The following is a 26,326-nucleotide window of genomic DNA, read 5'->3' as shown; positions in this document are numbered from 1 at the left end:
ATCAGGATCAAGCGTCGATGCTGCTCCCCAGCGACGCGCTGACCAGACCCCCATCGACCACCAGCGTGTCCCCCACGACATAATCCGACGCGCGGCTGGCCAGGAAGATCGCCGCCCCGGCCATGTCCTCGAAATTGCCGATGCGGCGCATCGGGATGCGCTTGGCGACCTCGTCGCCATGATCGCGCGCGGCGCGGTTCATCTCGCTGGCGAAGGCGCCCGGGGCGAGGCTGGTGACGATGATCGCGTCCTTGATCAGCCGCGCGGCCATGCGCTTGGTGAGGTAGATCAGCGCCGCCTTGGATGCGTGGTAGCTGTAGGTCTCCCACGGATTGAGGCGCAGGCCGTCGATCGAGGTGATGTTGATCACCTTCGACGGTGCGTCGAAGCTCGCCTTCGCCTTGAGCAGGCCGTGCAGCGCCTGGGTCAGGAAGAAGGGCGACTTGACGTTGAGGTCCATCACCTTGTCCCAGCCGGCCTCCGGGAACTGCTCGAACGGTTCGCCCCAAGCGGCGCCGGCGTTGTTGACGAGGATGTCGAGGTGATCCTCGCGCTCCGCAATCGCGGTCGCGAGCGCGCGGCAGCCTTCCACCGTCGAGACGTCCTGCGGCAGCGGGATGCAGTTGGGGCCGAGCTCGGCCGCGGTCTCCTCACAGGCCGGTGCCTTGCGCGAGGAGATGTAGACCTTCGCGCCCTGTTCGATGAAGCCCTTGGCGATGATCTTGCCGATCCCGCGCGATCCGCCGGTGACGAGGGCGACCTTGCCCTCCAGGCTGAAGAGGCTGTTGAGGCTCATGTTTCTCTCCTTGTTGGTCAGCCGCCGCGCTTCAGCGTCTCGCGGGCGATGATGAGCTGCTGGATCTGGCTGGTGCCTTCGTAGATGCGGAACAGGCGGACGTCGCGGTAGAGCCGCTCGATGCCGTAATCGGCGATGTAGCCGGCGCCGCCGTAGATCTGCACCGCGCGATCGGCGACGCGGCCGACCATCTCGCTGGCGAAATATTTCGCGGCCGCCGATTCCAGCACCACCTCCCGACCGGCGTCCTTCGCCGCCGCCGTCTCCAGCACCAGCGCCCGCGCGGCGAGCGCTTCGGTCTTGCTGTCGGCGACCATCGCCTGGATGAGCTGGTGGTCGGCGATCGGCTTGCCGAACTGCCGACGTTCGCTGGCATAGGCGACGCAGTCGGCGATGAGGCGCTCGGCGACACCGACGCAGACCGCCGCGATGTGCAGCCGCCCGCGGTCGAGCACGCGCATCGCGATCTTGAAGCCTTCGCCCTCCTCGCCGAGCCGGTTGGCGACGGGGACCGGCACGTCGTCGAAGATCACATCGGCGACCTTGGCGCCCTTCTGCCCCATCTTCTTCTCGGGCTCGCCGATCGAGACGCCCGGCAGGTCGCGCGGCACCAGGAAGGCGGAGACGCCGCGACCGCCCGGCTCGTCGCGGGTGCGGGCCATCACCGTGAACAGGTCGGCCTTGTCGGCATTGGTGATGAAGCGCTTGGTGCCCGACAGGCGGTAGACGTCGCCGTCCTGCACCGCGCGCGCCTTCACGCTGCCCGAATCGGAGCCGACGTCGGGCTCGGTCAGCGCGAAGCTGGTGATCACCTCGCCGCTGGCGATGCGCGGCAGCCATTCTGCCTTCTGCTCGGGCGTGCCGGCGATTACCAGCCCTTGGCTGCCGATGCCGACATTGGTGCCGAAGGTCGATCGGAACGCCGGCGTGGTGCGGCCGAACTCGATCGCGACCCGCACCTCCTCGCTCATGGTCAGGCCGAGGCCACCGTGTTCCTCCGCGATCGACAGGCCGAACAGGCCCATCGCCTTCATCTCCTCGATGACCTCGTCGGGGATGGCGTCGTGGGCCTCGACCTCGGCCTCGAGCGGGCGCAGCCGTTCGGCGACGAATCGCCGTACCGTATCGATCAGCGCGTCGAAGGTCTCGGCGTCGAGGGCCACCGCATCCGCTCCTTTATCTTCTGCGACTCTGCTAACCGCCGACCGCGCAGGCCGCAAGCGCAGCATACCGCATTTTCCAACCGGGCCGATTGACGGACGCCGGACCGCCCCTATGCTGCCCGGGAAAGACAGGAGAGCGCATGCGGTTCGAGGGCAAGCGCGCAGTCGTCACCGGCGGCGCATCGGGGATCGGGCGCGCCACCGCCGAGCGGCTGGCGAGCGAGGGTGCCGAGGTGTGGATCGGCGACATCGACGACGCCGGCGGGGAAGCGGTGGCGGCGGCGATCGGTGGACATTACCGGCATTGCGACGTCAGCGATCCGGCCGAGATCGCGGCGCTGGTCGGAGCGGCGGATGCGGCGGGCGGGCTTGATGCGCTCGTCAACAATGCGGGCGCCGGCGGGTCGCGCGAGCGGATCGACGCGATCTCGGCGGAGGAGTGGGACCGCACCCATGCGCTGCTGCTGCGGTCGGTGGCGATGGGTATCCGCTATGTCGCGCCGTTGATGGCGAAGCGCGGGGGCGGGGCGATCGTGAACACCTCCTCGGTCTCGGCCTTCCAGTCGGGCGCGGCGCCGATCGCCTATTCGGTGGCCAAGGCCGGCGTGCTCCACCTGACCCGCATCGCGGCGGCGGAGCTGGCGCAGCACGGCATCCGGGTGAACGCGGTCGCGCCAGGCTTCATCACCACCAACATCTTCACCGCCTCGCTCGGCATCGACGGCGCGGCGCGCGAGCAGGCCAATGCCATGATCGCCGGCGTCGCCGCCCAGGCGCAGCCGATCGCGCGCGCAGGCCGGCCAGAGGATATCGCCGCCGCGATCGCCTATCTGCTGAGCGACGAGGCCGGGTTCGTCACCGGCACGCATCTCCTTATCGATGGCGGCATGAACATCGGGCCGCGTCACAGCTGGGATCCGGCGGCGCCGAGCTTCTTCGACGCCATCGCCAAGGTTGCAGGACAGTGACCGACATGGCGCGCGGCGAAACCGGCGGGAGCGCGCTGCCGCCGGTGCGGCGGATCGGGCAGGGGACGATGCTCGCCTATGCCTTCGGCGCGGTGGCCTATGGCGTGAAGGATTCGGGGTTCGGCACCTTCCTGCTGCTGTTCTACAATCAGGTGGTGGGGCTCCCGGCCGCGACGGTCGGGCTGGTGGTGATGTGCGCGCTGCTGATCGACGCGATGATCGATCCGGCGGTTGGCTTCTTCTCCGACCGCACGCGCGGGCGCTGGGGGCGGCGCCATCCGTGGATGTACGGCGCGGCGCTGCCGATCGCGATCGGCTGGGTGCTGTTGTGGAACCCACCCGCGCTGTCGGAGCCGATGACGCTCGTCTGGCTGTTCGTGATCGCGGTGGTCGTGCGCTCGGCGGTGTCCTGCTACGAGGTGCCGTCGGTCGCGCTGACGCCGGAGCTCACCGCCGATTACGACGAGCGCACGCGGATCATGGCCTATCGCTATCTGTTCGGCTGGGCGGGCGGACTGCTGATGCTGCTCGCGGCCTATCAGGTCTTCCTCGCGCCGACGCCGGAGTATCCGAACGGGCTGCTCAACCGCGCGGGTTATGCCCATTTCGCCATTGCCGGCGCGGTGCTGATGGCGGTGGCGATCCTGGTCTCCGCCCTCGGCACGCATCATGAGATCAAGCGGCTGCCGCGGCCCGAGGTGCGCGAGGGGACGCTGAAGAGCAGCTTTGCGGAGCTGGTCGCGACGGTGCGAAACCGCGCCTTCCTGATCCTGATGCTGGCGGGGGTGTGCGCCTATACCAACCAGGGGATTAGCTATGCGCTGTCCAACTATCTCTACAGCTACGTGTGGGGCTTCAAGGGTGCGACCTTCGTCTATCTGATGCTGGTGCTGTTCGCGGGCGTGATCCTGGCGTTCCTGCTGGCGCCGCGCGCCGCCAAGCATTTCGGCAAGCCGCGCGCGGCAGGCGGGGCGGTGCTGGCGGCGATGGTCTTCCAGACCGCGCCCTATTGGCTGCGGCTGGCGGGATGGTTCCCCGAACCCGGCGAGCCCGCGCTGCTCCCGGTGCTGTTCTCCTTCTACATCGCCAGCACCGCGCTCAGCGTGTCCGCCTTCATCATCGGCGCGTCGATGATGGCCGACGTGGTCGAGGATTCGGAGACGCGCACGGGCCTGCGCTCGGAGGGCGTGTTCTTCGCCGGCTCCTTCTTCGTCCAGAAATGCACCTCCGGCATCGGCATCTTCCTGGCCGGGATGATCCTGGCGATCGCGGCCTTTCCCGAGAAGGCGACGCCGGGGCAGGTGCCGGTGGGCACGATCGACCGGCTGACGATCGTGTTCAGCGTGATCTATCTCGCGCTGGCGACGCTTTCGGCGGTGCTGTTCCTGCGCTTTCCGTTCGGCAAGGCCGAACATGAAGCGCGGATCGCGCGATTGGCGCGGGAGTAGCAGCCTCTTCGCTTTGGTGGAGGCCGCGATTGGGATAGGCTCTGCTCGTGTCCGAGCCCTTGCCTCTTCTCTACGCCGCGCACCTTGCTCGCGACCGGCGGCGGTCGGCGCATACCGTGCGCGCCTATCAGGCGACGGCGGAGCGGCTCGTCGCCTTCCTCCAGCAGCATTGGGGCGAGGCGGTGGACCTGGCTGCGCTGTGCAGGATCACACCGGCGGACTTGCGCGCCTTCCTCGCCGCGCGGCGGAAAGACGGCCTCTCCAACACCTCCGCCGCGCGCGAGCTGTCGGCGGTGCGCGGCTTCCTCGCCTTCGGTGGGGCCGAGCCGCCGCGGCTCAAGGGGCCGCGGGTCAAGAAGGGCGTGCCGCGCCCGATCGCGCCCGACGAAGCGATCGCGCTTGCCGAGGAGGTCGCCGAGGACGCCGCCGAACCCTGGATCGCCGCGCGCGACTGGGCGGTGCTGCTGCTGCTCTATGGCGCCGGGCTACGCATCGGCGAGGCGCTGGGGCTGACCGGCGCGGTGCTGCCGCTCGGCGAGACGATGGCGGTCACCGGCAAGCGCGCCAAGACCCGCATCGTGCCGCTGCTCCCGCAGGTGCGCGAGGCGATCGAGCATTATGTCGCGCTCCAGCCCTGGGGCGTTTCCCGCGACGCCGAGTTGTTCCGCGGCGCCAAGGGTGGTCCGCTCTCGCCGGCCGTAGTGCGCCGCTCGGTTCGCGCTGCGCGGACGCGGCTAGGTCTCCCACCCCGTACCACGCCGCACGCGCTGCGCCACAGCTTCGCGACCCACCTGCTCGGCCGCGGCGCGGACCTGCGCGCGCTGCAGGAGCTGTTGGGGCATGCGAGCCTCAGCTCGACCCAGGTCTACACCGCAGTCGATGCCGCGCATCTGCTCGACGTCTACCGCAACGCCCATCCGCGGGCGTGATCGCTACTCGGCTTCGGCCGGTGCGCTTTTCCGCGGCTTCCAGGTGATCACGCGCCAGATGTAGGTCAGCACCAGTGCGGCCACGATGACCATGACGATCGGCCCGACAAAGCGGTCGATCTCGTCGATGTTGGTCTTGAGCCAATAGCCGACGCCGACCAGGATCACATTCCACACCAGGCTGCCTGCCGCGGTGTAGGTGACGAACTTGGCGAACCCCATGTGCATCAGCCCCGCCGGCAGCGAGATCATCGTCCGGCCGAACGGCAGGAAGCGGAACACGAACACCGTCTTGCCGCCGTGGCGCAGGAAATGGCGGCGGAGGTTCTCGACGTCCTGCCATTCCATCGTCAGCCAGCGGCTCCAGCGGTCGACCCAGGGCTTCAGCCGCTCGTAGCCGAAGCGCCGGCCGATCTCGTACCAGACGAGGTTGCCGAGCACCGTGCCAGTGGTGCCGGCGGCGAGGATGCCGGCAAGGTTGAGCTTGCCCTCGGCTGCGGCGATCCCGGCGATCCCCATGATCACCTCCGACGGCACCGGCGGGATCACGTTCTCGAGCATCATCAGGAAGAAGATGCCCCAGTAGCTGACGAACACCGGGTTGTGGGTGAAGTCGAACATCAGCGGGCGCGCTCGGCCACCCTGCGTTCGATCGCCTCCCAGATCATCGCCCCGGTGTCGGTGCCGTTGAAGCGGTCGATCGCGACGATGCCGGTGGGAGAGGTGACGTTGATCTCGGTCAGCCACTCGCCGCCGATCACGTCGATGCCGACGAAGATCAGGCCGCGCCGCTTGAGCTCCGGGCCGAGCGCCGCGCAGATTTCCTGCTCGCTGGGGGTCAGTTCCGTCTTCGCGGCCTTGCCCCCGACCGCGAGGTTCGATCGGATCTCGCCCTCGCCCGGGATGCGGTTGACGGCCCCCGCGACCTCGCCGTCGACCAGCACGATGCGCTTGTCGCCCTCGGCGACGCCGGGCAGGAATGCCTGGAGCATGTGCGGCTCCCGATAGGCGGTGTTGAACACCTCGATCAGCGAGGCGAGATTCTGCCCGTCGCGGCCGACCTTGAAGATCGCCTTGCCGCCGTTGCCGTGGAGCGGCTTCACCACGATCTCGCCATGCGCGGCGAGGAAGGCGCGTGCCTCGGCGAGGCTGCGGGTGACCAGGGTCGGCGGCATGAAGCGCGCGAAGTCGAGCACCCACACCTTCTCCGGCGCGTTGCGCACGCTGGCCGGATCGTTGACCACCAGGGTCCGGTCGCTGATCCGCTCGAGCAGGTGGGTGGCGGTGATGTAGCCGAGGTCGAACGGCGGGTCCTGGCGCATCAGCACCACGTCGGCTTGGTCGCCGAGATCGAGCCGCACCGGCTCGCCGAAGCGGAAATGATCGCCTTCGACCCGCTGCACCGTCACCGGATGCGCCTCCGTCCACACATGGCCGTCGGCGTAGTTCAGGTCCTCGGCCGCGTAGTGGAACAGCCTGTGCCCGCGCGCCTGCGCCGACAGCATCAGTGCGAAGGTCGAATCGCCGGCGATGTTGATCGATTCGAGCGGGTCCATCTGGACGGCGACACTCAGACCCATTCGCAAATCTCCATCAGCGCGGACCGCCACTTAGGAAGTGGCGGCGCGGAAGTCACCCGATCCAGGCATTCTCGATGTGCCGCGGCGCCGTGCGCGGGGCGAGCAGGATCACGTCGACGCGGATGTCGTCGCCCGGGCCGGCATAGCGCGGCATCAGATATTCCGCCGCCGCCGCGACGCGCGAGAGCCGCCGCTGGTCGATCGCGAAATCGAGCTCGGCATCGCTGGCGCGCGCCTTGACCTCGACGAAGGCGACCAGATTGCCCCTCCGCGCGATCAGGTCGACCTCGCCGGCCGGCGTCCGCACGCGCCGGGCGAGGATGCGCCAGCCCTTGAGCCGCAGCCACCACCCCGCGATCCGCTCGCCGCGCCGGCCGGCGGCTTCGGCTATGCGCCGCTTTTCTAAGCCCCTCCCCTTCAGGGGAGGGGTTGGGGTGGGGGAGTGCCGCATGCTCATCGCTCGGGGATAGCCCCCACCCCCAACCCCTCCCCTGAAGGGGAGGGGCTTAGCGTGCTCTTCAACTCCATCGCCCTCGCATAGAGCTCGCGCCGGTCGAGCCCCAGCCGTTTCGCCACCTCCGCCGCCGCCTTGGAGACCGGAAGCCGCGTCAATGCCTCCCGAAGCGCCGCGTCCGCATCCTCTTCGCTGGCCGGCGCCGGTTCGCCGGGCGGGGCGACGATGACCACGATCTCGCCCTTCGGCGGCGCATCGGCATAGCGTGCTGCCAGCTCGCCGAGCGTCCCGGCCACGCATTCCTCGAATCGCTTGGTGATCTCGCGCGCGACCCCGGCCTCGCGGTCGCCGAGCCCTTCCGCCAGCGCGGCCAGCGTCGCCGCCAGCCGCGGGCCGCTCTCGTACAGGATGAGCGTCGCCCGCACGCCGGCCACCTCCGCGATCGCCGTCGCGCGGGCGCCGGCCTTCGCGGGGAGGAAGCCGAGGAACAGGAACCGGTCGGTCGGCAGCCCCGCCAGCGTCAGCGCCGCGATCGCCGCGCAGGGGCCGGGGATCGTCGTCACCGGATGTCCTGCCGCGCGCGCGTCGCGCACCAGCTTGTAGCCTGGGTCGGAGATCAGCGGCGTCCCCGCGTCCGACACCAGCACCACCGTCTCTGCCGCCATCCGCGCCACCAGGCCGGGGCGTACCGCTTCGGCATTATGGTCGTGGTACGGCGTCATCGGCCGCTTGATGCCGAGGTGATTCAACAGCTTGGCAGTGACCCTGCTGTCCTCGACCGCGATCACGTCGGCGCCTTTCAGCACCTCCGCGGCGCGCGGGGAGAGGTCGCCGAGATTGCCGATCGGGGTCGCGACGATGTAGAGGCCGGGGGAGAGTTCGGCGTTCATGAGGGGATAGTCTATGGCGGATGCGGCAAGCAGGACGCAACGGCGCGGTGCATTGAGGCAGCTGATCGCGCTGGCGGGAGCCGCGTTGCTGGCGGGATGCGCGACGCTCGTTCCCAAGGGGCCGGCGCCCGAAGCCCCGCCGCCTACCGCTCCGCCGCCCAAGGCGCCCGCCACCTCGACGCTGCCCGAGGATGTCGAGCGCCACCGCGTCGCGCTGCTGGTGCCGCTGTCGGGCACCAACGCGGCGGTCGGCCGCAGCCTCGCCAACGCGACCCAGCTCGCGCTGCTCGACACGCAGAACGAGCGCGTGCGCATCACCAGCTACGACACTGCCGCGGGTGCCGCCGCCGCGGCGAATCGCGCGATCTCCGAGGGCAATCAGCTCATCCTCGGCCCGCTCCTCTCGGAGGACGTGCGCGTGGTCGCGCCGATCGCCAAGCGCGCGGGCGTGCCGGTGCTGAGCTTCTCCAACGACGCCTCGGTCGCCGGCGACGGCGTCTATGTGCTCGGCTACATGCCCGGTCAGTCGATCGAGCGGGTGGTCGACTATGCCCGCAAGAGCGGTGTCACCAACTTCGCCGGGCTGGTGCCCAAGGGCCTCTATGGCGAGCGCGCGTCCAATGCCTTCCTGCGCGCGGTCGAGGGCGCCGGGGGCAAGGTGGTGACGATGCAGACCTACGATCGCAGCTCCGGCTCGATCGCCGCGGCGGTGGCGCGGATGCCCCGGACCTCGCCGTTCCAGGCGGTGCTGATCGCCGATTCGGCCGGCACCGCGGCGCTGGCGGTGCCGGCGATCCGCCGCAGCGGCGGGGCATCGGCGCGCGTGCTCGGCACCGAGCTATGGAACACCGACGCCTCGCTGGGCAGCCGGCCGGCGCTGAACGGCGCCTGGTTCGCCAGCGTGTCGGACACGCTCTACCGCCAGTACGCCACCAAGTACCGCACCCGCTTCGGCAGCGCGCCCTATCGCCTCTCGAGCCTCGGCTATGACGCGGTGCTGCTGACGGTGCGCATCGCCCGCGACTGGCGGGTGGGCACGCGCTTCCCGCAGGCCCAGCTCGGCGACAGCGGCGGCTTCGCCGGCCTCGACGGTGCCTTCCGCTTCGGCCGCGATGGCGTGGCGGAACGGGCGCTCGAGGTGCAGGAGGTCCGCGGCGGCACGACGGTGACGGTGTCGCCGGCGCCGTCGGGGTTCGCGCGCTGAGCGGCTAGGGCCGCACGATCGCCTTCAGGATGCCGTCGAGCAGCAGCACGCCGGCATCCGTGACGGCGAGGCGCGGGCCGCTCCGGACCAGCAGGCCTTCCGTGACGAGGCGACCCACCGCCGCCTCGTCGAGGATCGTCGGGTCGGGCTCGACTCCCTCGGCGAGCCGCAGCCCCATCAGCAGCGCCTCGATCGCCTGGGTGTGCGTGTCGAGCGGGTCCTCGCTCTCGATGCCGTGGCCGTTGCGGTCGACCGCGGCGAGCCAGTTCTCGGGCTTCTTCCGGCGAAAGGTCGCGAGCCCGCCGCGCCGGCCGTGTGCGCCGGGGCCGATGCCGGCGTAATCACGGTAGCGCCAATAGGCGAGGTTGTGGCGGCTCTCCGCGCCCGGCCGCGCATGGTTCGACACCTCGTAGCGCGGCAGCCCCGCGGCGGCGGTCATCGCCGCGGTCGCCTCGAACAGCTCGGCCGCCGCGTCGCCGTCGGGGATCTCCAGCTCGCCCTTGGCAGCGAGGGTGGCGAAGCGCGTGCCCGGCTCGATGGTGAGCTGGTAGAGCGACAGATGCTCGGTCCCGAACGCGAGCGCGCGCGTCAGCTCCGCTTCCCACGCCGCAAGGTCCTGGCCGGGCCGGGCGTAGATCAGGTCGAAGCTCACCCGCGTGAACGCACGCTGCGCCGTATCGAGCGCCGCCAGCCCCTCGGTCACGTCATGCGCCCGGCCGAGGAAGGCGAGCGCCGCATCGTCGAGCGCCTGCAGCCCCAGCGATACCCGGTTGACGCCGGCGCGCGCCAGGTCGCCGAACCGCGCCGCCTCGACCGAAGAGGGATTGGCCTCCAGCGTGATCTCGGCGCCGTCATCGAATCCCCAGGCCGCATCGGCCGCCTCCAGCACCGCCGCCACCGTCTCCGGCGGCATCAGCGAGGGCGTGCCGCCGCCGAAGAACACCGACCCCAGCCGCCGTCCCGGCAGCAGCGCCGCCTCATGGGCGAGGTCGGCGAGCAGCGCTTCCCGCCAGCGCGTATGATCGACCTCGTCGCGGACATGGCTGTTGAAGTCGCAATAGGGGCATTTCGACACGCAGAACGGCCAATGGACGTAGAGCGCGAGCGGCGGGGCAGGGGTCATGTCACGCGCGATAACGATCGGGCAAAGATCGGGCAAAGCCGATCCTGCTACCGGCCGGCACCGACGTGTCCGTTCGGGAGTATCTCATGCGTTTTCGTTCGATCCTCATCGCCGCCGCCTCGCTCGCCGCCAGCCCGGCGGCCGCGCAGACCGACCACGACTCGGCGGTCTGGGTCAACGTCACCGCGATGGGATCGATCGACGATCGTCTGGTCTATTTCGCGGAGGTGCAGCCGCGCGTGACCGACGACGTCTCGCGGCTGTCGCAGCTGCTGCTGCGCAGTGCGATCGGCTACAAGCTCACGCCGGAGGTCACACTCTACCAGGGCTATGCCCATATCGAGGAGCCGGGCGGCGCCGGCGTCCCCGGCCGCAACGAGGAGCGCAGCTTCCAGCAGCTCAGCTGGTCGCTGCACAAGGCGGGCCGCTCCGACCTGTCCTCGCGCACCCGGTTCGAGCAGCGTTGGCGCTCCGACGCGGGCGGCATGGCGCTGCGCCTGCGCGAGATGCTGCGCTACGAGCACGCGCTGAGCGATCGCGAGCGCAGCGTCGGCGCGCTGGTCTGGGCCGAAGGCTTCTGGGGGCTCAAGTCGGGCGGCTGGGCGACGGAGGAATTCGACCAGCTGCGCAGCTTCGTCGGTGCGGTCATTCCGCTGCCGGGCAAGTCGACGCTCGAGGCCGGCTACATGAACCAGCTCCGCAATGCTCCCGGCGGGCGGACCAACGTGGCGCACATCGCCTCGCTGACCGCCTTCATTCGCTATTGAGGGGTTGCCGGACGTTCATGCGGCCCCGATTAGGGTCGCGGTGATGATCGGGCGGAAGCTGACCCTTGTCCTGACCGCACTGCTGGCGGCCTGCTCGTCGGAAGCGCCGCCGCGTGTCGTCGAGCCGCGTCCGTTCGAGGGCAATGCGCCGCGCGGGCAGGCGCTGCTGCAGCGCGCGGTGATGACGATGCACAACGCCGCGCGCGCCTCGGTCCGCCAGCCGCCGCTCGCGTGGGACGACGGGCTTGCCGCCGATGCCGCCGCTTATGCGCAGGAGATGGCGCGTACCCGCCGGTTCGAGCATTCGCCGCAGCCGCGCGGGAACCCGCCGCAGGGCGAGAACCTCTGGACCGGCACGCGCGGCGCCTATCGCTATGACGAGATGGTCCAGCACTGGCTCGACGAGCAGCGGAATTTCGTCAACGGCCCGATTCCCAACGTCAGCCGCACCGGCCGGTTCGGCGACGTCGGCCACTACAGCCAGATCATCTGGTCGCGCACCACCCGCGTCGGCTGCGCGATGGCACCCAACCGCCGCGACGAATATCTGGTCTGCCGCTATCTCCCCGCCGGCAACATCTACGGCGAGCGGGCGCTGCCTTAGCCCCAAAGCTCCTCCCCGGCACGGGGAGGGGGACCAGCCGTAGGCTGGTGGAGGGGGCTTTCCGCAAACGATTCCGTCGAGGTGGGGCCCCTCCACCACCGCCTCCGGCGGCGGTCCCCCTCCCCGTGCCGGGGAGGAGCTTTGCTTAGAACACCGCCGCCACCAGCTGCCGGAACGCGTCCGCCCGGTGGCTGATCGCGTGCTTGGCGTCCGGGTCCATCTCCCCGAAGGTCTGCTCATGGCCGTTGGGCACGAACATCGGATCATAGCCGAAGCCCTTGTCCCCCCGCGGCGGCCACACCAGCGTGCCGTCGACGCGCCCCTCGAACCACTCGACATGCCCGTCCGGCCAGGCGAGCGCCAGCGCGCAGACGAAATAGGCGTCGCGCGGCGGATTGGGCCCGGTCGCGGCGATGTTGCGCTCGACCAGCTCCATCGCCACCCGGAAGTCGCGGTCCGGCCCCGCCCAGCGGGCCGAGAAGATGCCGGGCTCGCCGCCCAGCGCCTCGACGCACAGCCCGCTGTCGTCCGCCAGCGCCGGCAGCCCCGACAGGTCGGCTGCCTGCAGCGCCTTCAGCTCGGCATTGGCGACGAAGGTCGTCCCCGTCTCCTCGGGCTCCGGCAGGTCGAGCGCCTTGGCCGAGACCGGCTGCACGCCATAGGGCCCGAGCAGCGATTCGATCTCGCGCACCTTGCCGGCGTTGTGGCTGGCGATCACCAGCTTGCCGGGCCGCAGCTTGCGGATCGCCTGCGGGACCTCGCCTTCGCCGCTCACCGCCCGGTGGCCTTGTCCTGGGCCGCGAAGATCTGGGTGCAGCCGATTCGTGCGAGCCGCAGCAGCCGCAGCAGCCCTTCCTCGTCATAGCAGGCGCCCTCGGCGGTCGCCTGCGCCTCGGCGATCTTGCCGTCGTCGAGCAGCACGAAATTGGCGTCGGCCTCGGCGGTCGAATCCTCGGGATAGTCGAGGTCGAGCACCGGCACGCCCTGATAGATGCCGCAGCTCACCGCCGCGACCTTGTGCTGGATCGGATCGACCGCGATCAACCCGTTCGCCAGCAGCTTGTCGACCGCGAGCCGCAGCGCCACCCACGCGCCCGAGATCGAGGCGGTGCGCGTGCCGCCATCGGCCTGGATCACGTCGCAGTCGAGCGTGATCTGCCGCTCGCCGAGCAGCTTGAGGTCGGTGACGGCGCGCAGGCTGCGGCCGATCAGCCGCTGGATCTCCTGCGTGCGGCCCGACTGCTTGCCCTTGGCCGCCTCGCGCTGGCCGCGGGTATGGGTGGCGCGCGGCAGCATGCCGTACTCCGCCGTCACCCAGCCCTCGCCCTTGCCGCGCAGGAACGGCGGCACCCGCTCCTCGACGCTGGCGGTGACCAGCACCCTGGTGTCGCCGAAGCCGATCAACACCGATCCCTCGGCGTGGCGGGTGAAGTTCGGCTCGATGGTGATGGCGCGCATCTCGTCGGGCGCGCGGCCGGAAGGTCGCATGGAGGTCTCCGTATCAGTTGCTGCGGCCCTAGACGGCATGGGCGCAACGCGCCAGTGTCGGCGGATGATCCGAAAGTTGCTTCTGCTGCCGCTTGCCGCCTGTATCTCGGCGGGGGCGCGGGACGACATCGGCCCGCCTGTACCGATTACCTATTCGCGCAGCGGATGCGAAGGCACCTGTCCGGTCTTCGAGGTCACGGTCACCGATCGATCCGGCGTGTTTCGCGGCCGCTATTTCACCCGGGTCAGGGGCGAGCGTCGTTTCGCCTTCACGCCGGAACAATATCGTAACTTCGCCGCGGTGCTGGCGCCGTACCGACCCAAGGGCATGCGCTTGATCCTCGCCCGAACGTCCGGTTGCCGCAACGCGCCTACCGATCTCCCGAGCGTCAACGTTCAATGGGGCGAGCGTGACCGGCTCGGATTCTACACCGGTTGCCGAGGTGCGGCGAACGCGCGCATCGGAGCCGCCCTCGGCCGGGCGGAAGCGATCCTGCCGATCGCCGACCTGGTCGGCCCACGTTGAGACCTGCGTCGAGCTATCCTAGATTCAATCCCATGACCCCCTCGATCACCGACCTCACCGATCGCGCGCGGGACGTGTTCCGGCTGGTGGTCGAGGCCTATCTGGAGACGGGCGCGCCGGTCGGGTCGAAGACGATCTCGCTGCTGCCGGGGCTCAACCTCTCGCCTGCCTCGATCCGCAATGTCATGCAGGACCTGGAGGAAGCGGGGCTGCTCGCCGCGCCGCATACCTCCGCCGGGCGGATGCCGACCGAATCGGGCCTTCGCCTGTTCGTCGACGGGATGATGCACGCCGTCGCGCCCACGCCCGAGGAGCGCGCCGCGATCGAATCGCGCGCGTCAAATGCCGGCCCGATCGAGGAAGCGATCGCCGCCACCACCGCCGCGCTTTCCGGCCTGTCCTCCTGCGCCGGCCTGGTGCTGGTGCCGAAGCGCGAGCCGGTGCTGCGCCAGTTCGGCTTCGCGCCGCTCGGCCAGGGCCGGGTGCTCGCGGTGCTGGTCGGCGAGGACGGATCGGTCGAGAACCGCGTCGTCGACCTGCCGCCGGGCATGACGTCCTCCGCGCTCGAATCGGCCTCCAACTACCTGAGCGCCGCGCTCGCCGGCCGCACGCTCACCGAGGCGCGGCGCCTGATCACGCGCGAGATCGCGGAGGAACGCGCCCGGCTCGACCGCTTCACCCGCGCGCTGGTCGAGCGTGGCCTCGCCGTGTGGAGCGAGGACCCCGGCCATCGCCCCGTGCTGATCGTGCGCGGCCAGGCCAACCTGATCGATCCGGCCGCCGCCGCCGACCTCGACCGGGTGCGCGGCTTGCTCGACGAGCTCGAGGGCAAGGAGGAGATCGCCCGCCTGCTCGACAGCGCGCGCGAGGCCGATGCCGCGCGCATCTTCATCGGATCGGAGAACAAGCTGTTTGCCCTGTCGGGCTCGTCGGTGATCGCCCAGCCGGTTCGTGCGTTGGACGGTCAGGTGGTCGGCGTGGTCGGCGTGATCGGCCCGACGCGGTTGAACTATGCGCGCGTCGTGCCCATGGTGGATTTCACGGCGGCGACACTGGCGCGCCTGCTCGGTTGAATTTTTGAAAACGGACGCAATGAACGACGAGACCAAGAACCAGTCCCCGCCGAACGGGGAAGAATTGACCGCGGAAACCGTGGACCTGCGCGAGGAAACCGCGGAGGCCGCTCCGGAGGTCGCCGATCACGATCAGGTCGCCAAGCTCGCCGAGGAACTGGCGGAGGCGAAGGCGGCGGTGCTCTATGCGCGCGCCGATGCGCAGAACTCGCTGCGCCGCGCGGAGAAGGAGCTGCAGGACGCGCGCGCCTATGCAGTCACGGCGTTCGCGCGCGACCTGCTGTCGGTCGCCGACAATCTCGCGCGTGGGCTGGCGGCTATCCCTGCCGAGCTGCGCGAGGACGAGAAGCTCAAGGGCCTGGTCACCGGCATCGAGGCGACCGGGCGCGAGCTCGACAACGTCTTCGCCCGCCACGGCATCGCCAAGATCACCGCGATGGGCGAGAAGCTCGATCCCAATCGCCACCAGGCGATGCTGGAGATCCCGAGCGCGGATGCCGAGCCCGGCACGATCGTGCAGGAGATGCAGGCCGGCTACATGCTCAAGGACCGCCTCCTCCGCCCGGCGCTGGTGGGCGTCGCCAAGACAGCGGATTGATCAAATTAGTCGTCATGCCGGACTTGTTCCGGCATCCACGGTGCCGCAAGCTCAGACATTGGCGATAGGTGGACCCCGGCCCAAGGCCGGGGTGACGCCGAACTTGTGGCGCGCATCGCGTACAATCTCTATCTCGAAGCCATGTCCCGCTTCGAGCATGTCCCGCACCGCCGCGCGATCATCGACCGTCGCGCCATCGCCGACGCGCTCGCCGCGCTGGAGGCAAAGGACACCGCCGCACGCCGCCGCGCCGCCACCGATCGCCTGAAGCAGGCGCTCGACGCCGGCCGCGCCGAGATCGCGCGGCGCTTCGCCGAACACCCCTCGCGCGGACTGGAAGCGGCGGCGGCGGGCGCTTTCCTGATCGACCAGATCCTGCGGCTGCTGTGGGACTTCACCGTCCAGCGGCTCTACCGCAACACCAATCCTACCGCCGCCGAGCGGATGACGCTGATCGCGGTCGGCGGCTACGGCCGCGGCGAGATGGCGCCGCATTCGGACGTCGACATCGGCTTCCTCACGCCCTGGAAGCAGACCGGCTGGTGCGAGCAGGTCATCGAGTCGATGCTCTATTCGCTGTGGGACATGGGGCTGAAGGTCGGCCATTCCTCGCGCTCGCTCGACGAGATGGTGCGCGAGGCGAAGAAGGACGTGACCATCCGCACCGCGCTGGTCGAGGCGCGCTATGTCTGGGGCGACACCGACCTCTACGAAGAGGCGGCGCGCCGCTTCAAGGCGGAGGTCGAGGCCGGCACCGCGCGCACCTTCATCGCCCAGAAGCTCGCCGAACGCGACGAGCGCCACCGCAAGATGGGCGACAGCCGCTACGTCGTCGAGCCCAACGTCAAGGAGGGGAAGGGCGGCCTGCGCGACCTCCACACACTCTTCTGGATCGGTAAGTACATCCACAACGTCGGGAGTGCCGCCGAACTGGTCGACAAGGGCCTGCTCACCCGCGCCGAATACCGCCAGTTCCATCGCGCCGAGAACTTCCTGTGGGCGGTGCGCTGCCACCTTCACCTGATCGCCGGCCGCGCCGAGGACCGGCTGACCTTCGACCTCCAGCGCGAGATCGCCGAGCGGATGCGCTATTCCGACCGGCCGGGGAAGCCGAAGGTCGAACGCTTCATGCAGTTCTACTTCCTGCAGGCGAAGGTGGTCGGCGACCTGACCGGCGTGTTCCTGGCGCATCTCGACGAGCAGTTCGCCGCGCGCGGCCGCCGCTTCTTCAACCTGCCGACGATCCGCCGCCGCCCGCGCAAGCTGAAGGGCTTCGTCCTCGACCGCGGCCGGCTCGCGCTGCCGCGCGACACGTTCTTCGTCGAGGACCCGGTGCGCCTGATCGAGATGTTCGCGCTCGCCGAGCAGCACGGCCTCGAAATCCACCCGCTGGCGATGCGCGCCGCCGCGCGTGACGCCAAGCTGGTCGACGACGTCCGCAACGATCCGCGCGCCAACGCCCTGTTCCTCGACCTGCTGACGTCGAAGCAGAGTCCCGACATGGTGCTGCGCTGGATGAACGAGGCCGGTGTGTTCGGCCGCTTCGTGCCCGATTTCGGCCGCGTGGTCGCGCAGATGCAGTTCGACATGTACCACCACTACACCGTCGACGAGCACACCATCCGGGCGATCGGCCTGCTGGCCGCGATCGAGCGCGGCGATTCCAAGGACGACCATCCGCTCTCGACCGGCCTGTTCCCGCAGATCGTGGCGCGGCGCGCGCTCTACGTCGCGGTGCTGCTCCACGATATCGCCAAGGGGCGCGGCGGCGACCATTCGATCCTGGGGGCCGAGGTCGCCGAGCGGCTCGGTCCCCGCTTCGGCCTGACGCCGGCCGAGACGGAGACGGTGGCGTGGCTGGTCCGCTATCACCTGCTCATGTCGGCGACCGCGTTCAAGCGCGACCTTTCCGACTTCAAGACCATCCTCGACTTCGCCGAGCAGGTGCAGAGCCCGCAGCGACTGATGATGCTGCTGGTGCTGACCATCGTCGACATCCGCGCGGTCGGCCCCGGCATCTGGAACGGCTGGAAGCGCCAGCTCCTCCACAATCTCTACGAGAGCGCCGAGGAGGTGCTGCGCCTCGGCCACAAGCAGCGCGGCCGCGGCGAGCGGATCGCCGCCAAGCAGGCCGATCTTGCGGCGGCGCTCGACTGGGATGGCGGACGGATGGCCGAGTTCGTCCGCCGCTTGCCCGAAAGCTATTGGGTGGCGGAGCCGCTCGAGGTGCTGGAGGCCAATGCCCGTCTCGTCGAGCGCGCCGGCGGCGAGCAGCTGTTCATCGACGCGCGGCCCGATGCCGATCAGGGCGCGACATTGGTGACGGTCTATGCCGCCGACCACCCCGGCCTGTTCTACCGCATCGCCGGCGCGATCCACGCCGCCGGCGGCAACATCATCGACGCGCGCATCCACACCACCCGCGACGGCATGGCCCTCGACAACTTCCTCGTCCAGGATCCGCTAGGCCGCCCCTTCGACGACGCCGGCCAGCTCGGCCGCATCAAGACCGCGATCACCGAGGCGCTCGCCAACCGCTTCAAGCTCAGCGACCGGCTCAAGGCCAAGCCGCTGCCGCGCCCGCGCGCCGACGCCTTCCCGATCGAGGCCAACGTGCTGATCGACAACAACGCCTCGAACCGCTTCACCGTGATCGAGGTCAATGCCCGCGACCGGCCGGCGCTGCTCCACCATCTCGCGCATGCCTTGTTCCAGTCGCGCGTGACGATCCGCTCGGCGCATGTCGCCACCTATGGCGAACGGGCGGTCGATACCTTCTATGTCACCGACCTAATCGGCGATAAGATCACCGCCGCTGGCCGCATCAAGGCTATCGAGAAGCGGCTGCTGGCAGCGGCCGAGGGCGACGGAGCGCTCGATATCGCCGCCTGACAGGGGAGAGAGACGATGCCCGTGCTCGGAATCGGTGGCTTCTTCTGGCGCGCCCGCGATCCGGAGGGGCTCGCCACCTGGTATAAGGAGCATCTCGGCGTCGGCGCCGGCTGCGCCGCCGACGAGGCGGGCGAGCCCAGCGAATGGGCTTGGCAGGTGCAGGGCGGCCCTGTGGTGTTCCAGCCGTTCGGCGCGGCGACCGACTATTTCGCGGCGGACAAGCAGTTCATGCTGAATCTGCGCGTGCGCGATCTCGAGGGGATGCTGGAGCAGCTCAACGCCGCGGGGATCGAGATCATTACCAAGGACGAATGGGACTCGCCCGAGACCGGCAAGTTCGCCCGCATCCACGATCCCGAGGGCAATGCGATCGAACTATGGGAACCGCCGGCCTCCTGATCCTTCCAAATCGGACGAGGCATCCCACCTGAGGCGGGGCGGCCGCCGTCCGGCGGTCCTTTCAGGTGGAGACAGGACATGGAATTCCGTCAACTCGGCCGCTCGGGCCTCAAGGTGCCCGTGCTCAGCTTCGGCACCGGCACGTTCAACCGCGACCATCAGTTCTTCAACACCTGGGGGCACACCGACGTCGCCGAGGCGACCCGGCTGGTCGACATCTGCCTGGAGGCGGGCGTCAACTTCTTCGACACCGCCGACATCTATTCGGCGGGTGCTTCCGAGGAGATCCTGGGCGAGGCGCTCAAAGGCAAGCGCGACAAGGCGCTGATCTCGACCAAGGCGACCTTTCGTACCGGTGACGGCCCCAACGACGTCGGCTCCTCGCGCTACCATCTGATCCGCGCCTGCGAGGCGAGCCTCAGGCGGCTCGGCACCGACCATATCGACCTCTATTTCATGCACGGCTTCGATGCGATCGCGCCGGTCGACGAGACGCTGCGCGCGCTCGACGACCTCATCACCAGCGGCAAGATCGGCTATATCGGCGCGTCCAACTTCTCCGGCTGGCATCTGATGAAGTCGCTGGCGACCTCGGAGAAGTACGGCCTCGCGCGCTACGTCGCCTACCAGGGCTATTACTCGCTGATCGGCCGCGACTACGAATGGGAGCTGATGCCGCTCGGCCTCGACCAGGGCATCGGCCTGATGGTGTGGAGCCCGCTCGGCTGGGGCCGCCTCACCGGCAAGATCCGCCGCGGGCAGGACCAGAGCGGCCGCATCGCCTCGGGCGGCGCGGTCGGCGGCCCGCCGGTGGACGACGAGTATCTCTATACGGTGGTCGAGGTGCTGGAGGCGATCGCCGGCGAGACCGGCAAGACCGTCCCCCAGGTCGCGCTCAACTGGCTGCTGAGCCGGCCGACGGTGGCCAACATCGTGATCGGCGCGCGCAACGAGGAGCAGCTCAAGGCCAATCTCGGCGCGGTCGGCTGGTCGCTCACTACAGAGCAGATCGAGCGCCTCGACGACGCCAGCCGCCGCACGCCCGCCTATCCCTACTGGCACCAGATGGACTTCGACGCCCGCAACCCCAAGCCTACACGATGGTAGGGAGCGGCTGAGGCAGTCATCCTCGTCCGCAAGCCGCTCCGGATCGGTCATTCCTCCGGCTGTCGGTCGACGGGTACCTTGAGAATGAGCGCGCGATCCGGGCTGATCGGATCGCCGCTCGCGGTGCGGACGTCGAGGCGGACGGCCTGGCCGGTATCGCGGTCGACCAGCTTCGAAAACGGCTCGCCGGGTGCGAACAGATATTGTTCCCCCCACTGCCGCAATGCGACCATCACGGGGAAGAGATCGCGTCCCTTTTCTGTCAGGCGATATTGCTGATGCGCCGCGCCGTCGGCGGAAGGAATCGCCTCCAGGATGCCGCGCTCGATCAGCGTGCGCAGGCGCTGCGCAAGGATATTCTTCGCGATACCCAGGCTGCGCTGGAACTCGCCAAAGCGCGTGAGCCCGTCGAAGGCGTCGCGTACGATGAGCAGCGACCACCAGTCGCCGATGACGTCCAGGGCGCGCGCGCTCGGGCAATAATCCCCGCTGAGGCTCTTACGCCTGACCACTGAAACTCTCCGATCCGTGTCGATCCGGTTTGGGGCGGTTGCATCATAAAACCATTCTGATATCGATCAAATGGTTTCATCATTAAACCGAATCGGTGTTACGATGCGATCTCATCAGGAAATGGCGACGAGCCTCGACGAGCCGGCGGGAACGGCCGGCGCTGCGGGTGGGCTGACACGCGAAGAACGCATTGATCGCGGGACGCGTGCCGACCGCCGCCGCCCGTCGACGCCGCTCACGCTGCTCTTCGCGACGGCGAGCGGACTGGCGGTGGCCAACGCCTATTTTGCCCATCCCATGCTGGACGCGATGGCCGACGACCTGGGCCTCACGCGCGCACATGCCGGATGGATCGTCGGGGCGACGCAGCTCGGCTATGGGCTGGGGCTGGTCCTGCTCGTTCCGCTGGGCGATCTTCTCGACCGCCGCCGCCTGGTGATCGCGCAGTCGCTGCTGTCGGTGGTCGCTTTACTCTCGATCGGCTTTGCATCCAGCGCGCCGCTGCTGCTGGTTTCGATGGCGGCGATGGGGTTTCTGGCGGTGGTAACGCAGTCCTTCGTCGCCTATGCGGCCAGTCTTGCCGGGCCCGGCGAACGCGGGCACGTCGTCGGGATCGTAACGAGCGGGATCGTCCTCGGCATCCTGCTGGCGCGCACCGTTGCCGGTGTCCTGACCGATCTCTCGGGATGGCGGGCCGTCTATTTCGCCTCCGGGCTGGCGACGCTCGTCATCGTCGCGCTGCTCGCCCGCTCACTGCCGAAGCGGCAACGAGCGGGCGACGCCATTACCTATCCGCATCTCATCGGCTCGCTGTTCAGGCTTTTGCTGACCGAGCCGGTGCTGCGCATTCGCGGTGTCATCGCCATGCTGATCTTCGCCAATATCACGACACTGCTGACGCCGCTGGTGCTGCCGCTGAGCGCGCCGCCATTCTCGCTGTCGCATACCGAGGTCGGCCTGTTCGGTCTCGCCGGGGTGGCCGGTGCCTTGGCGGCGTCGCGCGCAGGCCGATGGGCCGACGTGGGCCTGGGCCAGCGGACGACGGGCATCGGCCTCGCGCTCATGCTGTTCGCCTGGGCGCCGATTGCGCTGCTTGAGCAATCGCTCCTCTGGCTGATCGCCGGCGTGATCATCATCGATTTCGGCCTGCAGGCGGTGCACGTCACCAACCAGGCGATGATCTATCGAGCGCACCCGGAGGCGCAGAGCAGGCTGACCGCAGGATACATGGTCTTTTACTCCGCCGGCAGCGCGTTGGGTTCGTCCGTATCGACGCTTGTCTACGCGCAGGCTGGCTGGTTCGGTGTCTGCGCGTTGGGGGCGGGGATCAGCGCGCTGACGCTCGGCTTCTGGGCGTCCACCCGCCGCATGACGCCCGCGGGTACGACGGACATGCACAAGAGGTGAGATGCTCTAGTCGCGTGGCCGAGTTCAAAATCCGACCATCCGCTCGACGCGAGGTGCTTCCGCTCACCCCCGCTTCTGCCACACCCGCACGTAATCCACCTCCATCCGCGCCGGAAAGGCGGCCGGATCGATCCCCTGGTCCGCACCCCAGCCGCCGACGGCGACGTTGAGGATCAGATACTGCGGCTTGTCGAACGGCCAGGTCGCAGAGTCGCCCTTATGGTCGTTGTCGAAGCGCATGTAGGCGCGCCCGTCGACGCCGATCAGGATGCGGTCGGCGGTCCAGTCGAGTTGATAGGTGTGGAAGGCGGTGCAGGCGTCCGGCACCTGCGTCTCGGCGGTCTTCTGCGTCTTGGCGACGTGGTTGTACGCCTTGGTATGGACCGATCCGTGGATCGTTCCCGGCGTCTGGCCGACATGCTCCATGATGTCGATCTCGCCGACCGCCGGCCAGCCGGCGCTGCCGTCCGATCCCAGCGTCCAGATCGCCGGCCAGTTGCCCTTGCCGCAGGCGAGCTTCGCGCGGACCTCGAAGAAGCCGTAGGTCCAGTCGGCGACGCCCTGCGTGAACAGCTTGGCCGAGCTATAGTCCTGCCCGCCATAATCGGCCGCCTTGTCGACCCGCTCCTTGCGCGTCTCGATCACGAGATGGCCGTCCTCGACCCGCGCATTCTCGCGCCGGCCGGCGGCATAATATTGCAGCTCGTTGTTCCACCAGCCCTCGCGGTTGCGCGAGGTGTCGTAGCGCCACTTGGCGGGATCGGGCAGGCCGGGTGTGTCGAACTCGTCGCCCCACACCCGGACATAGTCCGTCGGCACCGCGATTCGCTCGTCGGTCGCCGCAGGGGCGGGGGGTGTGGCGATCGTCTGGGCGGCGGCGCCCGCGGGCGGCAGCATCATGAGCGCCGCCGCGAGCCGCCACCGCCGCCGCATCACTTCGGCGCCAGCACCATCAGCATCTGGCGGCCTTCCATGCGCGGATAGCTCTCGACCTTCGCATCCTCGGCGGTGTCGTCCTGGACGCGCTTCAACAGGTTCATGCCGAGCTGTCCATGCGAAAGCTCGCGGCCGCGGAAGCGCAGGGTGACCTTCACCTTGTCGCCTTCGCCGATGAACTTGTGGATCGCCTTCATCTTCGTATCATAATCGTGATCGTCGATGTTCGGACGCATCTTGATCTCTTTGATCTCCTGCGTCTTCTGCGACTTGCGCGCGGCGTTGGCCTTTTTCTGGGCCTCGTACTTGTACTTGCCGACATCGAGGAACTTGGCGACCGGCGGATCGGCGTTCGGCGACACCTCGACCAGGTCGAGGCCGAGCTCCTGCGCCTGCTCGATCGCTTCGCGCGTGTACATCACACCCAGGTTCTCGCCCTCATGGTCGATCACGCGGACCTTGGGCGACTGGATGAATTCGTTGAACCGGGGGCCGTTCATCGGCGGCGCCTGCAAGGGCCGGCGCATCATGGGAGGACGGATAGGTGTTGCTCCTGTGTTAGTTTCCAGACCGGGAAATATAGTCGCGGACGACGGCTTTTGAAAGCCGCTCAGCCACGACCCGCATGCTTCATGTGGATGAGCGGATAGGGACGGCCCAGCGGGCCGGTCTCCGGACGCCGGAGGTGGGCGAATCTCGGGGTCTTTCCGACTTGGATCGAAGCGCCGTTCGTCCCGAGCGAAGTCGAGGGACATTTTACGTGGCTGACTGTCCCTCGACTTCGCTCGGGACGAACGGTCAAGAATGGCGATTCAACCAAGTCGGAAAGACTCCAGCTCAACCTTCATCGGGCGAGGTCCGGCGCCTTCGCCTCCGCGACCAGCGCCGCGACGATGTCGTCGAGCTTGACCACCTCCTGCCGCTCACTGCCCAGCCGGCGGACGGCGACGGTGCCTTCCTCCGCCTCGCGCTTGCCGACGACGAGCAGCGCCGGGACCTTCGCCACCGAATGCTCGCGCACCTTGTAGTTGATCTTCTCGTTGCGCAGGTCGGTCTCGACGCGGATGCCCGCCGCCGCCAGCTTCGCCGCGACCGCGCGGGCATAGTCGTCGGCGTCGGACACGATCGTCGCCACCACCGCCTGCACCGGCGCCAGCCACAGCGGGAAGCGGCCGGCGTAATGCTCGATCAGGATGCCGATGAAACGCTCGAAGCTGCCCAGGATCGCGCGGTGGAGCATGATCGGGCGATGCCGCTCGCCGTCCTCGCCGACGTAGCTCGCGTCGAGCCGCTCGGGCAGCACCGTGTCGGTCTGGATCGTTCCGACCTGCCACGTCCGCCCGATCGCGTCGGTCAGATGGAACTCGAGCTTGGGTGCGTAGAAGGCGCCTTCGCCCGGCAACTCCTCCCAGCCATAATCCTCGGTGTTGCGCCCGGTCGCCGCCACCGCGTCGCGCAGCGACTGCTCGGACCAGTCCCACATCTCCTCGCTGCCGAAGCGCTTGTCGGGGCGCAGCGCCAGCTTGATCGCATAGTTCTCGAAGCCGAGGTCCTTGTAGACCGTGTCGAGCAGGTCGATGAACTTCGCCACCTCCTCGACCAGCTGGTCCTCGCGCACGAAGATATGGGCGTCGTCCTGCGTGAACTGGCGCACGCGCATGATGCCGTGGAGCGCGCCGTGCGGCTCGTTCCTGTGGCAGCAGCCGAATTCGGCCATGCGGATCGGCAGGTCGCGGTAGCTCTTGATGCCCTGGCGGAAGATGAGGACGTGCGCCGGGCAGTTCATCGGCTTCAGCGCCATCAGGTCGGCGGTGCCGCTGAAGATCGCCGCGTCGTCCTCGGTGTTCGGGATCTCGTCGGGCACGACGAACATGTTCTCGCGATACTTGCCCCAGTGGCCCGACTGCTCCCACTGACGCGCGTCCATCAGCTGCGGCGTCTTGACCTCGGCATAGCCGCCCGCGTCGAGGCGGCGGCGCATGTACGCCTCCAGCTCGCGCCAGATGATGTAGCCGTTGGGGTGCCAGAACACGCTGCCCTGCGCCTCGCTCTGGAGGTGGAACAGGTCCATCTCCTGCCCGATCTTGCGGTGGTCGCGCTTGGCCGCCTCCTCCAGCATATGGAGGTGCGCGTCGAGCTGCTTCTTGTTGAGCCAGCCGGTGCCGTAGATGCGCGAGAGCATCGCGTTCTTCTGGTCACCGCGCCAATAGGCGCCCGACACGCGCGTCAGTTTGAACGCTTGCGGATCGAGCTTCCCCGTCGAGGCGAGGTGCGGCCCCCGGCACATGTCGAGCCAGTCGCCGCCCGACCAATAGACCGTCAGTTCCTCGTTGTCGGGCAGCTCGGCCGCCCACTCGGCCTTGAACGTCTCGCCCTGCTGCTTCCACCGCTCGATCAGCTGCTCGCGCGTCCACACCTCGCGGCGGAGCGGCTTGTCGGCGGCGATGATCCTGCGCATCTCCGCCTCGATCGCGGGCAGGTCTTCCTCGGTGAAGGGCCGTTCTTTCGGCGCAAAGTCGTAGTAGAAGCCATCGTCCGTCGCCGGGCCGAAGGTGATCTGCGTGCCCGGGAACAGGCTCTGCACCGCCTCGGCCAGCACATGTGCGTAATCGTGCCGCGCGAGCTCCAGCGCATCCTTCTCGTCGCGGCTGGTGACCAGCGCGAGCTGGGCGTCATGGTCGAGCGGCCGCCCGATGTCGCGAAGCTCGCCGTCGACCCGCGCCGCGATCGCCGCCTTGGCGAGGCCGGGGCCGATCGCCGCGGCGATGTCCGCCGGCGTGGTGCCGCGCGCGACTTCGCGCACCGAGCCGTCGGGAAGCGTGATCTGGAGCGTGTCGTTCATCATGTCGTCCTGCGAATCCGGCGTGCCTAATGCACCGGCCGGCGCCCGGAGTGAAGCGGCAGGAACGGAAGGATGGGCGCCGGCTCCTCCCGTTCCCCGGGCGGAGCCTTCGGCCCGTCGGTCAGCGCTGCGTGCCCGAGCCGAAGTCCCCCCGGAGAGCCGGGGTGGTGCTAGTCTCGGTCAGGGCGAGCGGGCGCTGCATGGGACTGATATAGCGGCGCCCCTCAGGCTTCGCCAGCAGTCCTGTTCTCGAGCTGCCAGCCGATGCTCTTCCACAGCTGGTCGGTATGCTCGACGATCGCCTCCAGCATCGCCTTTGCTTCGGGGGTCGAGGCGTCGAGCTTGCCGAACCCGGCAATGGTCTCGCGCCGCAACCGGTCAGCATTCTCGACGGCGTTGGGATCGGTCGACAGCAGCGACAGCCACGCGCCTTCCACCGCAACGCGCAAGGCGACGATCTGCGCATGGAGTTCGGCGATTTCATTCATGGCGGCATTCCTTCGTTCACTTGGCCCCGTCACGTCTGGGCCAGCGCGAGTCAAGCACGGGAGAGCGTCATAAGGCCGGCTTGTCGCACTGTCCGAAGCTTCGATTTCCTTCCGCGCGCAATCGCTGCCAC

General features: G+C 68.8%; 27 protein-coding genes. 13 read left to right on the top strand and 14 right to left on the bottom strand.

Annotated elements, in window-relative coordinates:
• Positions 1–7 precede the first annotated feature (7 nt).
• A complete protein-coding gene (locus tag AC2YHA_RS16445; RefSeq protein WP_487402469.1) occupies positions 8–796 on the bottom strand; it encodes an SDR family oxidoreductase in 789 nt (262 codons plus the stop codon).
• A gap of 17 nt (positions 797–813) precedes the next feature.
• The gene (locus AC2YHA_RS16440) at positions 814–1,959 is read right to left on the bottom strand and encodes an acyl-CoA dehydrogenase family protein (protein ID WP_487402468.1); all 1,146 of its coding nucleotides are present in this window, start codon (positions 1,957–1,959) and stop codon (positions 814–816) included.
• 140 nt (positions 1,960–2,099) lie between these two features.
• Here AC2YHA_RS16440 and AC2YHA_RS16435 point away from each other — a divergent pair, with 140 nt between their 5' ends.
• Genes AC2YHA_RS16435 through AC2YHA_RS16425 form a run of 3 tightly spaced genes read left to right on the top strand, consistent with a single transcriptional unit; the run spans position 2,100 to position 5,304 of the window.
• Positions 2,100–2,927, top strand: coding sequence for an SDR family NAD(P)-dependent oxidoreductase (locus tag AC2YHA_RS16435; RefSeq protein ID WP_487402467.1), 828 nt, complete (start codon positions 2,100–2,102; stop codon positions 2,925–2,927).
• 5 nt (positions 2,928–2,932) lie between these two features.
• Positions 2,933–4,375 carry an MFS transporter gene (locus tag AC2YHA_RS16430; RefSeq protein ID WP_487402535.1) on the top strand — a complete coding sequence of 481 codons (1,443 nt, stop codon included), beginning with the start codon at positions 2,933–2,935 and terminating at the stop codon, positions 4,373–4,375.
• Positions 4,376–4,422: 47 nt separating this feature from the next.
• Positions 4,423–5,304 (top strand): tyrosine recombinase XerC, encoded by an 882-nt coding sequence (locus tag AC2YHA_RS16425; protein WP_233784073.1) that lies wholly within the window; start codon positions 4,423–4,425, stop codon positions 5,302–5,304.
• A 3-nt stretch (positions 5,305–5,307) separates the two neighbouring features.
• On the opposite strand, the gene AC2YHA_RS16420 is transcribed toward AC2YHA_RS16425, so the two are convergent.
• The 4 genes from AC2YHA_RS16420 to rsmI are packed head-to-tail and all read right to left on the bottom strand — an operon-like array spanning position 5,308 to position 8,228.
• Positions 5,308–5,925 carry a DedA family protein gene (locus AC2YHA_RS16420; RefSeq protein WP_487402466.1) on the bottom strand — a complete coding sequence of 206 codons (618 nt, stop codon included), beginning with the start codon at positions 5,923–5,925 and terminating at the stop codon, positions 5,308–5,310.
• Entirely contained in the window at positions 5,925–6,884 is a 960-nt protein-coding gene (gene gshB, locus AC2YHA_RS16415) for a glutathione synthase (RefSeq protein ID WP_487402465.1), read from the bottom strand. The genes AC2YHA_RS16420 and gshB overlap by 1 nt, the downstream gene beginning before the upstream one ends.
• 52 nt (positions 6,885–6,936) lie before the next feature.
• Positions 6,937–7,335 carry a YraN family protein gene (locus AC2YHA_RS16410; protein ID WP_487402464.1) on the bottom strand — a complete coding sequence of 133 codons (399 nt, stop codon included), beginning with the start codon at positions 7,333–7,335 and terminating at the stop codon, positions 6,937–6,939.
• Positions 7,336–7,337: 2 nt separating this feature from the next.
• The gene (gene rsmI, locus AC2YHA_RS16405; protein WP_487402463.1) at positions 7,338–8,228 is read right to left on the bottom strand and encodes a 16S rRNA (cytidine(1402)-2'-O)-methyltransferase; all 891 of its coding nucleotides are present in this window, start codon (positions 8,226–8,228) and stop codon (positions 7,338–7,340) included.
• Between the two features lie 13 nt (positions 8,229–8,241).
• Here rsmI and AC2YHA_RS16400 point away from each other — a divergent pair, with 13 nt between their 5' ends.
• Positions 8,242–9,432 carry a penicillin-binding protein activator gene (locus tag AC2YHA_RS16400; RefSeq protein ID WP_487402462.1) on the top strand — a complete coding sequence of 397 codons (1,191 nt, stop codon included), beginning with the start codon at positions 8,242–8,244 and terminating at the stop codon, positions 9,430–9,432.
• 4 nt (positions 9,433–9,436) lie between these two features.
• On the opposite strand, the gene hemW is transcribed toward AC2YHA_RS16400, so the two are convergent.
• Positions 9,437–10,555: a radical SAM family heme chaperone HemW gene (gene hemW, locus AC2YHA_RS16395; RefSeq protein WP_487402461.1), complete on the bottom strand. Its 1,119-nt coding sequence runs from the start codon at positions 10,553–10,555 to the stop codon at positions 9,437–9,439.
• Between the two features lie 86 nt (positions 10,556–10,641).
• Between hemW and AC2YHA_RS16390 the strand changes: the two genes are divergently transcribed.
• Together AC2YHA_RS16390 and AC2YHA_RS16385 are read left to right on the top strand one after the other, a co-directional pair.
• Positions 10,642–11,322: a DUF2490 domain-containing protein gene (locus AC2YHA_RS16390; RefSeq protein ID WP_487402460.1), complete on the top strand. Its 681-nt coding sequence runs from the start codon at positions 10,642–10,644 to the stop codon at positions 11,320–11,322.
• Between the two features lie 43 nt (positions 11,323–11,365).
• Positions 11,366–11,926, top strand: coding sequence for a CAP domain-containing protein (locus tag AC2YHA_RS16385; RefSeq protein ID WP_487402459.1), 561 nt, complete (start codon positions 11,366–11,368; stop codon positions 11,924–11,926).
• Positions 11,927–12,071: 145 nt separating this feature from the next.
• On the opposite strand, the gene rdgB is transcribed toward AC2YHA_RS16385, so the two are convergent.
• Together rdgB and rph are read right to left on the bottom strand one after the other, a co-directional pair.
• Positions 12,072–12,701, bottom strand: coding sequence for an RdgB/HAM1 family non-canonical purine NTP pyrophosphatase (gene rdgB, locus AC2YHA_RS16380; protein ID WP_487402458.1), 630 nt, complete (start codon positions 12,699–12,701; stop codon positions 12,072–12,074).
• A complete protein-coding gene (gene rph, locus AC2YHA_RS16375) occupies positions 12,698–13,414 on the bottom strand; it encodes a ribonuclease PH (protein ID WP_233784063.1) in 717 nt (238 codons plus the stop codon). Before rph ends, rdgB begins: the two co-directional genes overlap by 4 nt.
• On the opposite strand from rph, the gene AC2YHA_RS16370 reads away from it, so the two are divergent.
• From AC2YHA_RS16370 to AC2YHA_RS16345, 6 genes are all read left to right on the top strand, one after another.
• The gene (locus tag AC2YHA_RS16370; protein ID WP_487402457.1) at positions 13,413–13,940 is read left to right on the top strand and encodes a DUF6438 domain-containing protein; all 528 of its coding nucleotides are present in this window, start codon (positions 13,413–13,415) and stop codon (positions 13,938–13,940) included. The two genes, rph and AC2YHA_RS16370, sit on opposite strands and share 2 nt — an antisense overlap.
• A gap of 32 nt (positions 13,941–13,972) precedes the next feature.
• Positions 13,973–15,013 carry a heat-inducible transcriptional repressor HrcA gene (gene hrcA / locus AC2YHA_RS16365; RefSeq protein ID WP_487402456.1) on the top strand — a complete coding sequence of 347 codons (1,041 nt, stop codon included), beginning with the start codon at positions 13,973–13,975 and terminating at the stop codon, positions 15,011–15,013.
• 19 nt (positions 15,014–15,032) lie between these two features.
• Positions 15,033–15,611, top strand: a complete 579-nt coding sequence (gene grpE, locus AC2YHA_RS16360) for a nucleotide exchange factor GrpE (RefSeq protein ID WP_487402455.1) — start codon at positions 15,033–15,035, stop codon at positions 15,609–15,611.
• 141 nt (positions 15,612–15,752) lie between these two features.
• On the top strand, positions 15,753–18,503 hold the full coding sequence (locus AC2YHA_RS16355) for a [protein-PII] uridylyltransferase (RefSeq protein ID WP_487402534.1): 2,751 nt from the start codon (positions 15,753–15,755) through the stop codon (positions 18,501–18,503).
• A 15-nt stretch (positions 18,504–18,518) separates the two neighbouring features.
• On the top strand, positions 18,519–18,902 hold the full coding sequence (locus AC2YHA_RS16350; RefSeq protein WP_487402454.1) for a VOC family protein: 384 nt from the start codon (positions 18,519–18,521) through the stop codon (positions 18,900–18,902).
• 78 nt (positions 18,903–18,980) lie between these two features.
• The gene (locus AC2YHA_RS16345; protein WP_487402453.1) at positions 18,981–20,009 is read left to right on the top strand and encodes an aldo/keto reductase; all 1,029 of its coding nucleotides are present in this window, start codon (positions 18,981–18,983) and stop codon (positions 20,007–20,009) included.
• A 47-nt stretch (positions 20,010–20,056) separates the two neighbouring features.
• Here the strand turns inward: AC2YHA_RS16345 and AC2YHA_RS16340 are convergent, their stop codons facing one another.
• The gene (locus AC2YHA_RS16340; RefSeq protein WP_487402452.1) at positions 20,057–20,521 is read right to left on the bottom strand and encodes a winged helix-turn-helix transcriptional regulator; all 465 of its coding nucleotides are present in this window, start codon (positions 20,519–20,521) and stop codon (positions 20,057–20,059) included.
• A 121-nt stretch (positions 20,522–20,642) separates the two neighbouring features.
• Between AC2YHA_RS16340 and AC2YHA_RS16335 the strand changes: the two genes are divergently transcribed.
• Positions 20,643–21,929 (top strand): MFS transporter, encoded by a 1,287-nt coding sequence (locus tag AC2YHA_RS16335; protein ID WP_487402451.1) that lies wholly within the window; start codon positions 20,643–20,645, stop codon positions 21,927–21,929.
• A gap of 63 nt (positions 21,930–21,992) precedes the next feature.
• Here AC2YHA_RS16335 and AC2YHA_RS16330 read toward each other — a convergent pair whose 3' ends face one another.
• The 4 genes from AC2YHA_RS16330 to AC2YHA_RS16315 form a co-directional block, all read right to left on the bottom strand.
• Entirely contained in the window at positions 21,993–22,829 is an 837-nt protein-coding gene (locus tag AC2YHA_RS16330; RefSeq protein WP_487402450.1) for a glycoside hydrolase family 16 protein, read from the bottom strand.
• A 32-nt stretch (positions 22,830–22,861) separates the two neighbouring features.
• Entirely contained in the window at positions 22,862–23,395 is a 534-nt protein-coding gene (gene infC, locus AC2YHA_RS16325; protein ID WP_233784056.1) for a translation initiation factor IF-3, read from the bottom strand.
• A gap of 314 nt (positions 23,396–23,709) precedes the next feature.
• Positions 23,710–25,707: a threonine--tRNA ligase gene (gene thrS, locus AC2YHA_RS16320; RefSeq protein ID WP_487402449.1), complete on the bottom strand. Its 1,998-nt coding sequence runs from the start codon at positions 25,705–25,707 to the stop codon at positions 23,710–23,712.
• 224 nt (positions 25,708–25,931) lie between these two features.
• Positions 25,932–26,195 carry a hypothetical protein gene (locus AC2YHA_RS16315; protein ID WP_487402448.1) on the bottom strand — a complete coding sequence of 88 codons (264 nt, stop codon included), beginning with the start codon at positions 26,193–26,195 and terminating at the stop codon, positions 25,932–25,934.
• Between the last annotated feature and the right edge of the window lie 131 nt (positions 26,196–26,326).

This window comes from Sphingomonas sp. SRI_018 (genome assembly GCF_057586275.1).
Note: the sequence above shows the minus strand (reverse complement) of the source record. Positions and strands in the feature narration are given on the sequence as shown.

Coding starts and splice junctions, on each gene's coding strand:
- AC2YHA_RS16445 (WP_487402469.1), bottom strand. CDS start 796: ATGAGCCTCAACAGCCTCTTCAGCCTGGAGGGCAAGGTCGCCCTCGTC.
- AC2YHA_RS16435 (WP_487402467.1), top strand. CDS start 2,100: ATGCGGTTCGAGGGCAAGCGCGCAGTCGTCACCGGCGGCGCATCGGGG.
- AC2YHA_RS16430 (WP_487402535.1), top strand. CDS start 2,933: ATGGCGCGCGGCGAAACCGGCGGGAGCGCGCTGCCGCCGGTGCGGCGG.
- AC2YHA_RS16420 (WP_487402466.1), bottom strand. CDS start 5,925: ATGTTCGACTTCACCCACAACCCGGTGTTCGTCAGCTACTGGGGCATC.
- gshB (WP_487402465.1), bottom strand. CDS start 6,884: ATGGGTCTGAGTGTCGCCGTCCAGATGGACCCGCTCGAATCGATCAAC.
- AC2YHA_RS16410 (WP_487402464.1), bottom strand. CDS start 7,335: ATGCGGCACTCCCCCACCCCAACCCCTCCCCTGAAGGGGAGGGGCTTA.
- rsmI (WP_487402463.1), bottom strand. CDS start 8,228: ATGAACGCCGAACTCTCCCCCGGCCTCTACATCGTCGCGACCCCGATC.
- AC2YHA_RS16400 (WP_487402462.1), top strand. CDS start 8,242: ATGGCGGATGCGGCAAGCAGGACGCAACGGCGCGGTGCATTGAGGCAG.
- hemW (WP_487402461.1), bottom strand. CDS start 10,555: ATGACCCCTGCCCCGCCGCTCGCGCTCTACGTCCATTGGCCGTTCTGC.
- AC2YHA_RS16390 (WP_487402460.1), top strand. CDS start 10,642: ATGCGTTTTCGTTCGATCCTCATCGCCGCCGCCTCGCTCGCCGCCAGC.
- AC2YHA_RS16385 (WP_487402459.1), top strand. CDS start 11,366: ATGATCGGGCGGAAGCTGACCCTTGTCCTGACCGCACTGCTGGCGGCC.
- AC2YHA_RS16370 (WP_487402457.1), top strand. CDS start 13,413: ATGGAGGTCTCCGTATCAGTTGCTGCGGCCCTAGACGGCATGGGCGCA.
- rph (WP_233784063.1), bottom strand. CDS start 13,414: ATGCGACCTTCCGGCCGCGCGCCCGACGAGATGCGCGCCATCACCATC.
- hrcA (WP_487402456.1), top strand. CDS start 13,973: ATGACCCCCTCGATCACCGACCTCACCGATCGCGCGCGGGACGTGTTC.
- grpE (WP_487402455.1), top strand. CDS start 15,033: ATGAACGACGAGACCAAGAACCAGTCCCCGCCGAACGGGGAAGAATTG.
- AC2YHA_RS16355 (WP_487402534.1), top strand. CDS start 15,753: ATGTCCCGCTTCGAGCATGTCCCGCACCGCCGCGCGATCATCGACCGT.
- AC2YHA_RS16350 (WP_487402454.1), top strand. CDS start 18,519: ATGCCCGTGCTCGGAATCGGTGGCTTCTTCTGGCGCGCCCGCGATCCG.
- AC2YHA_RS16345 (WP_487402453.1), top strand. CDS start 18,981: ATGGAATTCCGTCAACTCGGCCGCTCGGGCCTCAAGGTGCCCGTGCTC.
- AC2YHA_RS16335 (WP_487402451.1), top strand. CDS start 20,643: ATGGCGACGAGCCTCGACGAGCCGGCGGGAACGGCCGGCGCTGCGGGT.
- AC2YHA_RS16330 (WP_487402450.1), bottom strand. CDS start 22,829: ATGATGCTGCCGCCCGCGGGCGCCGCCGCCCAGACGATCGCCACACCC.
- infC (WP_233784056.1), bottom strand. CDS start 23,395: ATGATGCGCCGGCCCTTGCAGGCGCCGCCGATGAACGGCCCCCGGTTC.
- thrS (WP_487402449.1), bottom strand. CDS start 25,707: ATGAACGACACGCTCCAGATCACGCTTCCCGACGGCTCGGTGCGCGAA.
- AC2YHA_RS16315 (WP_487402448.1), bottom strand. CDS start 26,195: ATGAATGAAATCGCCGAACTCCATGCGCAGATCGTCGCCTTGCGCGTT.